This is a genomic window from Saccharopolyspora sp. NPDC000995, assembly GCF_053599315.1.
The window spans coordinates 1-14,608 of record NZ_JBSFLZ010000157.1 but is presented as its reverse complement, the minus strand read 5'-3'; the positions used below and the strand labels follow the sequence as shown (position 1 = coordinate 14,608).

Sequence of the window (14,608 nt, the reverse complement as noted above, 5' to 3'; positions counted from 1 at the left end):
ATCCCGGATCGGGGTGCGCTTTCCTCGACGAGTGGCCGGATCACCCTGGATGGTTCGGTCAGTGATCGTTCGGCGGTGGAGAAAGAGACCAGTTCCGGTAGCGGGCATGCGGTGCTGGGCGCACCGTTTTTCGCCGCGGGTGTGTCGCATCCTGAGGGTGCGAAGACCTATGAGGAGGGCCGTCACGAGTTCGGTCAGGTCGGTGACTGGAACATTCCGCTGATTTCCCGTGGCGGGCATGAGTCCGAAACCGAACACCAGGCGGGATCGGAGTCCGAGCGTGAAGCGATTCCCAGCCAGGGCGCGGACTCGCCGTTGCAGGACATCACCAGCACGTGGCTGCATGGTGTCGAGTTCCGGATGGTGGCCACCGCGGGCGAGCACAGCATCGGTAAACGGCGGGCCGGTGTCAGTGCCACCTTCGAGGCGGGTTACGTGATCCGCCGCGGTGACCGTGGCGGCCAGTTGCCGGCCGGGTTGGTGGCCGCGACCAGGCAATTCGCCGAGCGGGACCGGCAATGGGCTGCCGCGATCGACCGGCAACGCGCCGCGGGTTTCCAGTTGTCGCAGGCCACACAGGCCGAAGCACGCGCTGAGGGCGGACAGCGGCTGGCTGCGGCGGATCGTCGGGAGAGGGCGCAGCAGGCTTGGGACGAGGCGGACACGCATGCACGCGACGCGGAAGGCAAGTGGTGGCAGGCCAAGCGGCATTACGAGACGGAACTGGCCCATGCCCGTACCGATCCCGCGCTGGCGGGCGCTCAAAGCGACGCCAGCCTGACCCTCGGGAAGGACCCCCGGACGCGGTTGCATAACCGTCTGGGCTTGTACCCGGTGGCGCGGAAGGCCGTCGATGCCACGCGGGAGGGACGCCGGCCCCGCGCCCGCTACGTCGTGCGCGGCAACCTCGACAGAATGGCCAATGGCAAATCCCAAGCCGGTCAAGACTTCCATTTCGTCGCGCAGGGCCTCAACCACATGCTGGACCTTGCACAGCATGACCTTCCCCCCCAATCCCGTCTCGGGGCCGGTGACCTCGGACTGATCACAGCACCGCAGTTCCTGCACGCCGAAGGACCCACGCGGGTGGACATCTGGATCGAACCGGGCCCGGTCCTGCGCGATCCTGACGACCAGCAGCTGGCTGAAGAGCTGTCGCGGAACCCGGCACAAGAGTTGCTCACCGCTCGGCGCACGTCGATGCGCCCGAGTCCGAAACCGGATACGGCCAAGGTTCGGACGCCGGGCAACGGTCCCGCAAAATCTGCGGACTGGGCGGGGCCGTCCCACACGACGGCCAAACGGGGACTGGAACCGATCCAGGAGGAACAAGAGGAGCCGGACGGCGCTCGGCGGCGCCTGTTCTGGACCGATGAGAGGGGGGCAAGCCAAATCGACGCCACCGCGACGGACTCCACTGTGGACGGCGATCCAGTACGCGACGCGTTGACTTCGGACTACGAGCACGCGCTCAAGGACCCGGAGGTGGAACCGGAGCGGCCGGTGGCTGGGTCCACATCGGCCGATCGGGCAGCAGAAGCGGCTCAGCGGATTGCGGCAAAGTTGGCGCGGGCGGAGCAAATGACTTCGGAGCAGCCGGAGGAGCCGACGCCGCAGGAACAGCCGAACAAGGATCAGACGAAAGTCGTCCGGCTGGGGCAGGAGTTGGAACCTGGCCGGGAGTACTCGGCCGACCGGCTACGCGCCCTGCGCGTACTTCGCTCGCTGGTCGCGGATCGGGAGGCTGTGGAGGAAGACGCCGTCACCGCTGAGCAAGTCCGTGAGTTCGTCACGTCCCAGCCAGGCACGGACGATCCCGGCGCACTGTTGTACCGGATTCAGACCGCCCGGGACCTCCTCAACGAGGTCAGTGATATCAACCAGTTGGAGAACCGCCGCAGGCATTACACCGCGGCCGTCGCCGAGATCAGCACACTGCTGGGCATCCGCGAGCTGAACCGCAATGCCGTCATCGAAATCGCCATGAAGATCGCGCGTGGGCTGGGGGTGCTCCGGCCTGATTCGAGGACCTCGTCTGACCAGTCGCATGCCGTTGACCGCGGGGACGGTCGGGAGCCGCTGACGAGTGCAGCCCAGATCTTCGACGCGGCGAGGAATCTGAGCTCGCACTACAACGACTTGAAGGTCGCGCAGCGAATCGTCTACGAAACCAACCTGTTTGACACCCCGGTCGACCCTGATCATGTCGATCTCAACGGTGAAGTCGGCGTGGGTTTCACCTACAACACGCTGTCCCGCCTCGTTGCCGAGCAGCGCGCGAACCCTGACTTGAGGTGGAATGAGCGTCGGCTGAAGCGGTTTGCCGCTGAACTCGGCCGTGTTTTGCGCACCGAGAATCCGCGGTGGGTGCGGCGCAGCGAGCTGGAGAAGCTGGGGGGCGGCGCCGGCCTCGGCGACGTGAGTCACCGGCACCCCGTCGCGCCAGCACAACTGGACCCGGCAGCACAACGCACTGGGGACGAACATCCGGCTCGACGGACGAACAACCCGGTCGAGGCAGGCCCGTCTACCTGGTCGGCGGCACCGCAACACGCTGCGGACTATGCAGTGGGAGCCGAACCGCCGCAGCAGCGGGAACCTGTGCCGGGTACGCCAAGCGCTGCGCCGCACGGGGATCTGCTGGCGACGCGAACCGCCGATGAGCGGGTGGCTGCTCCGGTGTCCGAAGACGTGACGGGCGCTCCCCCAGATCGTCGGTATGTCGCCAGTGACGCCCGTGACGTGAGGGCGCTGCTACGGGCTGCGACCGTGGTCGCGGATCTCGCTTCAGCGGTAGTGGCGACGATTCCGTCGTTGGTACAGCCGACTGAGTACGGCGTGAACGCCTGGAAGGAGTGGGTACTGGACCGGGGCCAGGTCGCGCGTGAGGAGTTCGGGCCAGAGTTCCCCCGGGCCGGCGTCGCCTATCGCGTCAGCGCCGTCGATGGCGCGGGCAGCAGAATCGTTCTCGATTCCCACCGGCTCCAGAGCACGGCGCAGGCCGTTTCCGCTCCGCTGACCTGGACGTTGAACGGAATGCGTCAGGCGGCCGAGTATCTCGTCCTGGCCGGACAACCATGGAACGCCGCGCGGCAGGATGCGGTGCGGGCGAGGGTTCGGGAGACCTACCAGCACGTACGCTTGCCCGTTGCGTCGAGGCATTTCCTGGCTGCTCTGGAAAGTGCGGACCGGGACGCCATCACCGCGATCGTCACTGACGTGCTCTACGGCACCAAGGAGGCGGCGACGATGCTGGTGGCGACGCCCGAGCTCCGGAGTTACTCGTGGAGATCCGCGGTCAGTTTGCTGGACGCCATCGCGACGAACCTGCGGGCAAATCGGCCTGTTGACCTTGGTGCGATCGCCCCGCAGCCGACTCCGCGCTGGACGCTCGAGGGACTGCGGCAGGCGGCGCGCCTTGTTGGAGCAGCCGAGCGCCGGTGGGGGTCTTCTCAGGCTGGGTTGGGGTTCGATCTGCGCGTGGCACGGCAGAGGGTCGTCGAGTATGTGGCGGATCGAATGGAGATGCAGGCGTCCGGGGCGTTCCTGCGTGACCTGTCGGACCAGGACGCCGCTGGCCTCCTCGACGTCGTCGCGTATCTGACGATTTCGCCGTCGTTGCCGAATGGGGTGGCGGAGTTCATTCGGCAGGAGGGGCAAGGCGGCGCCGCGGAGTTGCTCGAAGAGTCGAACGTGTCGGCTGGTGTGTTGCTCGACGGCATCATTGCGGACTTGTTGTCACCCCAGCCGACGTCAGCGCCTCCTGTGCCGGTTTCGGTTGATGGGGAGATTTCCGGTCAGCAGTTGGTGGAGAACGTGGTTGGGGGGGATGGCGCGCGGCGGGATCTTCGGAATGGGCCGCGTAACCTGGAGTCTGGGTTTGATCGTCCTGATTTCCCGGCTGATGTGTTGGCTAATTGGCTGGCGGATACGTCGTCCGCGTATTCCGCGCCGGAACCGGGACTGGAAACCACCGTGCCGCCGGTTGCGGAGACGGTTACCGAGCAGCTTGGGGGGCCTGCCGTTCCCGCGAGTGATCCGCGGCGGTTGCGGGAGCACGTGCGGGGCTGGGCCGAGGCACGGGCGGCGTTCCTGGACGGCGTCGCGGCGTTGGGCTGGTCTGATCGGCGAGTGGTGCCGGAGTGGCTGAGCGGCGATCCGGCGGGGGCGAGGGGCGTGCTCGCAAGGGTGGCGGGTGCTGTGGCAGGCCCCGTGCACGCGGTGGTGGTCAGGGTTCCGCGGGGCACCGACTGGGTGGGGACGGTCGGGGGTGCGTGGTATGTGCGCGGGGAGGAACTGACAGGTGGGTTCCCAGCGGCGTTCGAGGACGCCGACAGCGACTACTTTGGGTTCGCGGTTGGCCAAGATGGGAAGGTTGACCTGCCCGCGGTGCGCGGTTTCGTCGACCAGGAACCGCGTGCGGTAGACGGCACAGGCGAACCGCGCCAGCCGGAAACGGCACCAGAGGCGTTGCCAGTTAACCGGGACGCGGCCGACGTCCCGGGTGGTGGTGGGGTTATCACCCGTCAGCAGCTGATGGAGAACGTGGTCGGTGGGCGCGAGGCGCGGCGGGACTTCCGGCTGGCGCTGCGTGAGCGTGGCATGCTGCCCGCTGAACCGGAGCCAGCCTTCTTCAGCGACGATCCGAATATTGCCAAGGCTTTGCTGACGAGTCTGGCGAACGCCGGTGGTGCGTTCGTCGTGGCGGTGGTGGCTAGGCTGCCGAAGACCGGGGCGTCCGGGTGGGACGGGCAGGCATGGCAGCTGAGCGTCGACCAGGTGCGGGACTCGGAATTCCCGGGCAACTTCGAGCACGCTGCCTCCAACTACTTCCTGTATGCGGTAGGCCACGACGAAACTGCGGTCACCGGTGTTTCCCCGCTCCGCAGCCTTGAAGGCGACCCTGGGGTGACGTCGGTTATGTCCGAGCCTCGCGTCGGTGGGTCGGGGCCGGAAGAGGCCACGGGTGAGTGGTCTGGCTGGCCGGAAACGCCGGGGCCGCGGCTGCGGTGGGATCGAGATCTCGTTTTGGGGATGGCGGCCCGGCTGTCGGCTGGGGATCAGTCCGAGCGGGAGCCCAAGAATGCGGTTCTGTCGGACGCGGTGCGCGCAGCATACGAGCGGTTTGACGAACCGACGGAGAGTTTGGCAAAGCGCGGTCTGGAAACCCGGAAGTTCTTGGGGCGTCGTGGTCTGGCTGAGGGCGTCGAGGTGATCGCCGCGCATGCCTGGAAAGGGCGTGCGGAGGTGTGGTCGTTCTTGCCCCCGGCGTTGCCGCGTGATCTGAACGCGTTTGTGCAAGCGATGGCGAACGTGGTCGCGCAGGACGTGGAATGGTCGATGGAGAATCCGGTCGCGGCCGCCGGTGCGGGTGCGGACGACGGCGGAGTGAAGCGGGAGCTGGCGATTCGGCGGACGGTTGGCCAGATCTTGTCTGGATTGGGGGAGGTCGCGTGGAAGTTCACGGATCTGGACAGCCTTGCCCCCGACGTCCGCCGGGAGCGCACGACGCAGGTGGTGGCGGCGCGGCAGGCCGTGCGAGATCGCATTGATCCGGCGGCGCTGGTGGAGCATGGATTGACTGCGGAGCAGGTCGCGCTCGCGGTGGCGGATCGGGTTGATCCGTCGCGTGCCGAGGAATCCGCGGGCGAAGCGGCGCAGCGCTTGGCGCAAGCGCTGTCCGTTGGCTCTCCGGAGTCCGGGCAGACCGAGGCGCTGGCCGGGGATGGGCGCGGTGTCGAGCCGGAGCCGCCGGGGGCTGTTGCCGCACCGCGCGATGCGTGGGATGGCGTCGAGGAGTCCTCGCCCGATGCGCGGGATTTGGGAGGCATGGATCCGGACGAGGTTCTGGATCGGGAGACGTCGCTGCGTGACTGGCTGGAGTCGTCGGTGGCCACGCCGGGAACTGATGCCGCCTCGATGGCAGTGGCGTCGAGCCGGCCAAGGCAAGGCGGGCAGGGATTGGCCATGGACTTGCGTCGGCCGGCGGAGGGGTGGACGGCTGAGTTTGTCCTGCAGAAGGCGAACGAATGGGCCGGGCAGTTCGCGGATGGTGTGTGGGCGCGTGTGGTGGGGCTGGTGCGGGATGCGGCGCCGGGTTCGCTTGGCGGCCGCGAGTGGGCCGATACGCCGGTGGGTGCGGGTGTGGCGTGGATCGTCGCGTCCTGGATGTCGCGGATCGATTCGCCTCTGTCGGACGCGGCGCGGTCCTATGCGGACGAATTGGTCGGGGAGATCGTCACCGATCTGCTTAAGCTGCCGAACCCGGCAGTGGTGACCCGGGACAAGTTCAGCCGGGAGGAGGCGCTGCGATGGGTCGCCGTCAACGACGGGTTCGCCTCGCAGGTGGCCGGGTTGGCGCACCATGCGGGTGGGCTGCGGCACCACGGGGACTACTTCTTCGGTTGCGTGCTGGCAACGGCGGCGGCGTACAACTCACGCAAGCGGGGAGAGCTGTACTCCTTCGGCCCGACGACGCAGCGGGAGTTCAAGGAACAGGACGTCGTCGAGGCGTTCAAGATCGATCGATTCGTGCGCTACGACAAGGCCGGTCTGCTCCGGCGACTGGGCTGGCTGCCTTACCAGTATTCCGGTCTGATTCTCATCGAGAACAGCGAAAACCCCCGCGAAGGCCATCTGATCGAAGTGCGGCGGACCCCCCGCGGCCGGCTGGACATCATGGACAGGATGACGGGGCTGCCAGCTGAGTTGCCCGACGGCCCGCGGGGCCAGTACACCTTCAAACTCGGCCGGATCGTCGAGAGCGAACTAACCGACGGGCTCGTCGAGCTGGACGGGCTCCAACCGGCATCCGCCGGCCGGCCCGATCCCCGCCAGCTCGTGCGTGAGGCTGGCGAGGGCATGCGGGACGAAGTCCGGCCCAGCTACCGACAGACGCTGAAGGCAATCCTGAACGAGATCAGCCTGACCAGGCTAGCCAGCTTGGGCATGGACGTCGATCAGGTGGGCAGGACGATCGAGCGGCGCGTTTATGCACAGGGCGCGTCGCAGGTGAGACCGACCATCGACGAGATCGTGCGGGACGTCGCGCGCGATCTGAAGGTCGTCAAGCACCGGTCGCCGAACCTGCCGGAGCCCATGGACATGCCGATCAACAACGAGGCCCGCGACCTGGCAGCGGCCGCGGGGACAGCACCGCAGCGGTACGGGATCGAATTGTTCGAGAAGATGCACGCGGACCGGCAGCGTGGCTACACGGTGCATGTTCTCGCCGACGGAACCGTGGCCACGCGGACCTACCGGGTCGTCGCTGCGGGAGCTGCCGAGCAAGCCGCGAACACCGTGGGCGAGCAGGTTCGTTCGGGATTCGCTTACGCGCGTGCCGTTTACCTTGCCGGATGGCCGAACCCGGAGGAGTTGCCGGCGGAGACGGACATCGACGTCGTCACGGAGGTGACAGAGCCCGGGGTGCTGCCGTCGCCAGGCACCGACCCGGCGACCGCCCGGGTGAGGATCTCGGTCCAGGAGGACTTCAGAGCCACCCCACCGGAGATGCAGGCCGGTCCGCAGGTGTGGACCGTTGAGGATGTTAAGGCTTTGGCGGGGAATGGCTGGGAGATCAGTCCGGAACTGCGCTCGGTGGCTCGAATGGTGTTCGCCGAGTTCAGCTTGATGCGTTTGCAGGTGATGAACCTGCACCCGTTTCTGGTGGCGGAAGCCGCCCTGCGGCGGCACAGTGGGAACATCCGGGACGGTTTCGCTGTTCGTGCCACGGTCGAGAAGATGGCGTACGACCTTCAAGCGCGCAAAGCGGACGTGGTGGCGGAGTATTCACCAAAGACGGTCACGTTCCCGGAAGGTGATGCCGAGCTCACCGGCAAGGACGCAGACACTGCGCACCGCGTCGGCATGGCCTGGTTCGACAGGGCCGCCTTCGTGGACCACCGAGAGCGTGACGGATCGGACGAAACTGGGAGCGCGAGGTCAGGTGAGGGGCCGGTCTCGGGCGGCGCGGGGTGGAATCCGCCACGGATCGTCCTGCACACCTATGACAACACGCGCCGGGGCGGTCGCAGCGGCGGGCAGATCAAGGCGGACCAGGTCGTCGCATTGATACGCGAGGCGGTGGACAACGCGCGCCGGATGCTCCTCGAAATCGGGTTGCCGCCGACGGATGTTCCGCACCCCTGGGATGTCCCGGTGACTGTGATTTCGACTCAGGCCGCGCCGTTGCCGGACCCGTCGTTGGGGCTCCAGCGCAGGCAGGTGAAGATCGTCCTGGGCGAATCGACGCGACGCCCCGAGTCCGGACAGATCAGCACATGGCTCAACGACCACCCGGACGAGTTGCTGAGCACAAACGAGCTGAGGAATCTGTCCCCGGACGAGCCGAGGACCGAACGGGAGCAGGTGTTTCCTCGGCTGCCGGATGATCCGCGGCCCAAGGTGAACACGAAACACAAGCTGTTGGTGGCGCTGAACCCGCAACGATTCGGGCCTGGGGGGTTCGGGCCTGGGGTAGGCCGTGAGATTCACGAGAACATCCGTGACGCACTGGAGTTCCAGACGTTCTTCCACGGGCGTGATGCTTCGCCGTTTACCGACTTCGAGCCGGTGAGGGGTAGTGGCATCGAGGCGCTGGGCCGGATTATCGAACGCGTGCGTGGCGCGGGCCCTGGCGCGTTGTCGTTCCTGGTCGGTTACCGCCGGCCGTTCTGGGGCCGCGTCTGGGTCCTGGTCAACTTGGGCCGGGACGACGAAGGCGACCTGGTGTACATCGTCGATCCTTCGAGCGGGGACAAGTTCAGGGTGCGGAACCTGGAACGGGTTGCCCTGAAGAAAACCGTGGACGTCGTGGAAGACAGGGCCATGGTTCAACACGAGGTGTGGGGGTATGCGGTCCGTTCGGTGACGGTGACCGACCTGGTCGCGGAACCGGAGGAGGGTTACAGGGGCGGGGCTGGTGGGAAGGAGGCCGACGATCACGATCGGCCCGTGCGCTGGGTCCTCAAGGAGCGGCGATGGGAGATCAAGGAGTCCCGTCAGCACCGCGACGAGCCCAGGATGCGGATCGAGAAGATCTCCGAGACGAAGTCGGTGACGACGCAGCTCCCGCACGGGATGGGCAACCCCGTGACCCGCGAGAAATGGCCGGAAGGCTCACTGCCGGGCCTCTGGTCGACCTACGAGATCGCCCTCGACGCGCGGGAGAACCCGGTCGACGTCTCGGAGCCGCCGATGTACGGGCACATCACCCACACGCCTGTCACGCCGTCCAGGTTCGGCTGGGAGACAGTCATGGCCGAGGGCGGAGTCGAAGCGCTCAGGGCGTTTGAGAGCCACACGGGGAAGTCGGCGGATCTGATCACCCGGTACACGCCGGAAACGTTCGGGACCGGCGGAGACGGGGTGCGGCAGGTGCTCGAGCGGACGATCGTGGCCAAGGGCAGGGATCCGCGGAACCGCGACGCCTTCACGGTCATGGTGGTGCGCGGGATCGAGGAGCCCCGTCCGGAGGCCGAGGCGGATATCGTCCGTCGCGACAAGCTGCCTGGGGTGACGCTGGCACGCGCATACGTCGTGCGTTTCGACGGCGACGAGCTGACGATTGTGGATCCCCGGACCGGGGTCGTGGTTTCGCCGGCGGACTTCGGTTACGCCGGCGTGATCGAGGCGGTCCCGGTCGACGCTGACGGTGAGTATGTCAGCCCACCCGAGGAGCCCGGTGACGCTGGGGATTCCGGTGTGCGGGTGGGCGGCGGGCAGGTAGATGTGCCGAGGACGGAGGGCGATTCCGGCCGGGCGTTCGGGCAGGGCTTCTCCCATGAGGACGCCGAGGACGCTGAGGGCTCCGAGGTTTCCGGTGAGGACTCAGTGGGTGTGCCGGAGGGCAAGGGCAAGAGAGCCGAACCCACGACACCTGGTACGGCCACGTCCGAGGAGGATGCCGCCCGCGAGCGCCCGGTGTCGGCGGCGGATGCACACGGCGATTTTTCACGTAGTGCGTCGACTACGGGCTACGGGCAAGCGTTCAAGGAACCGGAGGGGCCGGTGGTTTTGCCGGCAGGCGGTTCCGAGCTGCGGCGCAAGGACTGGGGGGCTGGGCTCACTGAGGTGACAGGTCCGAAGGGGCAAACTCGCGTTGGATTGGTGGCTGGCGCGAGCGCCAAGAGGACGCTGCAGGAGGCTGGCGAGAGTTCTTTCCGGGGGGCCACGCGGCGGAAGGTGGAAGAAACCACTGCTGCTGGGTTTGAGTCCGGGAGTCAAGGTGGCGAGGGCGATAGGTCCGCGCCGACCGATCAGGCAACACAGCAGTACCCGTATGAGGCGGTGAAGCAGAAATGGCGGAAAGATAGCCAGACGTATCGCGCTGCGAGAACTCCGGCGGGGTTGCGGAAAGTTGAGTCGGGCATGGGTGGGATGGAGGCGGCGGAGAGGAAGTTGCACAACGTTGGCAAGGCGAAGGTACGTGAGGTGTATGCGCAGGCGATAGGGCAGGGGCGTGTTCCGGTCGCCTATTTCAAGGACGGTGTGCCCGGTGGGGTGAGTTCCCGGCCGGATGTGCGTCTGGGATTCGAGGTCGAGTTCAAACTCCCGGGCGATGATTTCGATGCGCGGGTCGACAGTCTGGGGGCGGCGCTCGATCGAGAGGGGCTGGTGGATTGGAAGGCCCAAGGCTCGCAGCTGACTGGTAAGGAGGCTGCCAAGGCGATTGCGGCCAGTGGTAGGTGGGCGTTGATCAAGGAGGGGCCGGCGTTCGAGGTGGAGGCGACATCGCCGATCCTGCGTAATGACCGTCATGGCACTGTGTGGTCCAGCATGGAGAAGTTGCTGGACGCGGTAGCGCGGCACGGCGGTTATGGCTCGGAATCAGGGGGGCATATCAATGTCAGTTTTGACCCCGAAAGCACTGACTGGCCATGGGCCCCTGTGCAGTACCTGCGTTTGGCGCAGGTCGTGAAGGTCTTCGAGGCTTTGATTTTCCGGTTGGGCAACGTTGCGGGCGGCGACGTCTCGAAGCAACGCGACGTCCGGCATGCGGCGCCGCTTCCGCTCCCGCCAGATCCGTACACAGTGGATGAAACCGGCGGGAAGGCCGCCTCGTACGAACCCGTTCTCCACCTGAACGTGGACAAGGACGAGGTTGTGCGTTTTGGGGTCTCGGGGCGCGAGGACGATCGGCTGGAGTTCCGGGTGTGGGCTGGGGACGCGGGTGAGCTGACCGGGAATCCCGCGTTGTGGCAGGTGCGTGCCGAGTTGAGCGCGGCGATCATGCTGGCCGGTACCGATCCGGGGATCTACCGGGAGCTGGATCGGTTGATGGGTGATCCGGATCTGCTGGGTTATGACGACCAGACCAGGGACGAGGAAGTCTGGCTGGAGAAGCTGGCGGAGTTCCTGGAGTTGTTGCCGCTGAGCGAGGCCGGGCAGGCGCAGGTGGTGCAGCTTTTCGCCTGGACACGGCCGTGGAAGTCGACTGGTGACACTGTCGACTACTTGACGCAGACCGTGAGCATGCCCCACGAGTCGGTGCTGTTTCCGACCCCTCATGCGTCGAAGGCTCAGGTCGTCGCCGAGGCGTACTCGTACCAGTTGTACAAGAAGGCGAGCCTTGTCGTGGCCCGGTTGGGGCCGGACGGTGACAGTATTCTCCTGCGGAATAACGTTGTTGATTTCGTGACGTTCGCCGGTTTGCTCGAAATGCGCCACGCCGGATGGCTACGCGACGAGTGGACGGTGCTGGCGATTCCGGGTGGTGCTCGCCACGGTGAACTGCTGGAACTGGTTCTCGACATCGTTGAAGGACCGGTACTGGCGACGCTGGAGGACTTGTACAAAACCCCCGACGGGCGTCTGTTCACCGGCGTCTACGAAACGGATCAAATTGGTCGCGTTCAATTCCGTCCCAGCAACGGCGGGTGGAGGGAGTTCACTCGCGGAAACTGGCTGGGCCGGCTTACTTTCAAGTCTGATCTGGGCGAGGCGTTGATGGATTCCAGGACCAGACTTTTGCCCGACGATCCTGCCGAGGATTATAGGTATTGGCCCGCACGCGCGGTGCCCTTGCCTGCGCGGTTGCCGGTGGACGCGGTGCCGGTGGCGGTGCCGGCGGAGGTGGTTTCCAGAGGTGGTGGACTGGCCGGGTTCGTCGGGGAATTGGCGGGTTCTACGGGTGGGCCGGTGGTGTTGGTGTCGCAGGTTGATCCGGGTGTGGGTGTGGTGGTGTCGCCGGATCAGGGTTCGGATCTGGCGCGGGGCCTGGGGCGTGTGGTGGTCGCGTTGACGCCGGGGTCGGTCGGTGGCACGCCACAGTGGACGGTGTTCGCGGCGGATGGTTCGGCTAGGCCGGTGACCGGGTCCGATGCTGGGGTGCTGGCCGGGGGGCGTGGTGGCTTGGCAGGTCTGGCGGAGGCCTCGGGTGGTGTTCCGGTTGGTGTTCCGGTTGGTACGGCAGCGTCGGGCACAGCCCCGGTGGGGCAGTGGTCGGACTCGGATGTGCGGGGGGAGATCGAGCGGGCGAGGCAGTTGGAGTTGACCCCGGGGGAAATGGATGCGGCGTGGCGGATTGTGCAGGGCACGCATGACCCCCGGAAGCTGGCTGGTCGGGGCGCTGCCGTGTCGCTGGACGAGGTGGTGGCGTTGGTCGCGGACAAGTACCGCGAGCCTGGTAGTGATCATCGGGGCCAGGTGGTGGCGTTTTCCCGGGAGTTGGCGGAGCGGCTGGGTACGAAGGGCAGCGGGCTGGGCATCCAGGCCGGGGCCGGACCGGCACCGGCACCGGCACCGGGGGCGGGGGCGGAAGTGGAGGGGGAGGTGGTGTTGCCGCCCAGTGGTTCCCGGTGGCGGGGCCAGGACTGGGAGTCCGGGCTGCCGACTGTGGTGACGGGCCCGAAGCGTCGGGGTGGTGTGTCCGGGCCGGGGGCGGGGAAAGCCGGCGCGAAGGACACGAAGAGGACGCGGGGAAAGGCGGATCAGGATTCACGGGAGGAGGCGGGCGAGAGTTCGCGGGGGGTTAAGCGGCGGAAGGTGGACACAGCCGCTGCTGCTGGGGCTGTGTCCGGGAGTCCGGGTGACGGTGAGAGGGGGGAGCTCACGCCGACGGATCAGGCAGCACAGCAGGACCCGAGGGCGGAGCAGAAACGGAAACAGAAGGAACGGAACGCGAAGAATTACCAGGAGAGAAAGGCTGCTGCCGCCCGTGTTGCGGAGTTGGAGGCGTTGCAGGAGCAGGGGCCGCTGACTGGCGAGCAGGAGGCGGAGCTGGCGGAGCTTCGACCGAAGGCACAGACGTGGCAGAAACAGAAGGACTCTGTCGCGAAGTATAAACGGACGGGAAAGGCTGCTGCCGCCCGTGTTGCGGAGTTGGAGGCGTTGCAGGAGCAGGGGCCGCTGACTGACGAGCAGGAGGCAGAGCTGGCGGAGCTCCAGCCGAAGGTGGCGCAGCCGAAGCAGAAACAGAAGGAATCTGTCGCGAAGTATCGCAGTGCGGTGAAGGCTGCTGTGGCCCGTGTTGCGGTGTTGGAGGGGTTGAAGGAGCGGGGGCAGCTGACTAAGGGGCAGGAGGCGGAGCTGGCGGAGCTCCGGACGAAGGCCCAGGCGTGGCAGAAAAAGAAGGAAGGGGCCGCGGATTGGTACCAGGCGGCAAAGGCTGCTGCCGCCCGGGTTGAGGTGTTGGAGGGGTTGCGGGAGCAGGGGCCGCTGACTGACGAGCAGGAGGCAGAGCTGGCGGAGCTCCGGACGAAGGCGCAGCAGTGGCAGAAACACCAAAAACGGCACGCGGATTGGTACCAGGCGGCAAAGGATGTTGCCGCCCGGGTTGAGGTGTTGGAGGGGTTGCGGGAGCGGGGGCCGTTGTCTGAGAAGCAGGAGGCGGAGCTGGCGGAGCTCCAGCCGAAGGTGGCGCAGCAGAAGCAGAAACGGAAGGAATCTGTCGCGAAGTATCGCCGGGCGGTAAAGGCTGCTGCCGCCCGTGTTGAGGTGTTGGAGGGGTTGCGGGAGCGGGGGCCGTTGTCTGAGGAGCAGGAGGCGGAGCTGGCGGGGCTCCGGTCGAAGGTGGCGGGGCGGGGAAGGAAGAAGGCCAGCGAGGTGATGGAGACCGGGGTGGGTGGGCCCGCGGTAGTCGGTCGGGGTACGGGGCCGGAAGGGGTACCGGGGTGGACTGGGACGGACCAGGACGGCCGGGACGCGTGGTCGGCTGACGCCGATCTGGATGCATGGCTTGCTCGGGCCGTAGCGGATGTAGACGGGGTGCCACTTCCGCAGGATGCTGCGGATGCCGGGATGCTGCTGGGCGAGGGCGCTTACGAGGAGTTGGTCGCAACCGAGTTGCTCGCGTTCCTGGGACAGGATGCTGGCAACGATGCTGCGGGCGCCGGCGGTGCCGGGCCGGTGGCCGGCGACGAGGATTTCGCTGCGTTCCTTGATGAGTACGGGGGGGACCCCCTCGGGTTGTTCGGGGTTGGGGCCGATGAGCTGGATTTCGGTGAACCGGTTGTGGATGAGGATGTGTCGCCGCGGCGTGTGGAGGGCGGGGGGTTGGTGGCGGGCGCTGAGGTGTTGCGGGTTTCAGATCCGGTAGCGGGAAATGGTTCGGTGGGGTCTGGGTATCGGTTCCTGCGGGGGGTGAACCAGGCCAATTACCGTCGCG

The 14,608-nt window shown here is 66.8% G+C and carries 1 protein-coding gene; it reads left to right on the top strand.

Annotated elements, in window-relative coordinates; all coding sequences use genetic code 11:
- Positions 1-75: 75 nt before the first annotated feature.
- Positions 76-14,608, top strand: a 14,533-nt coding sequence (locus ACWDKQ_RS31960) for a hypothetical protein (RefSeq protein ID WP_450142495.1), incomplete at its 3' end; no start/stop codon positions are given.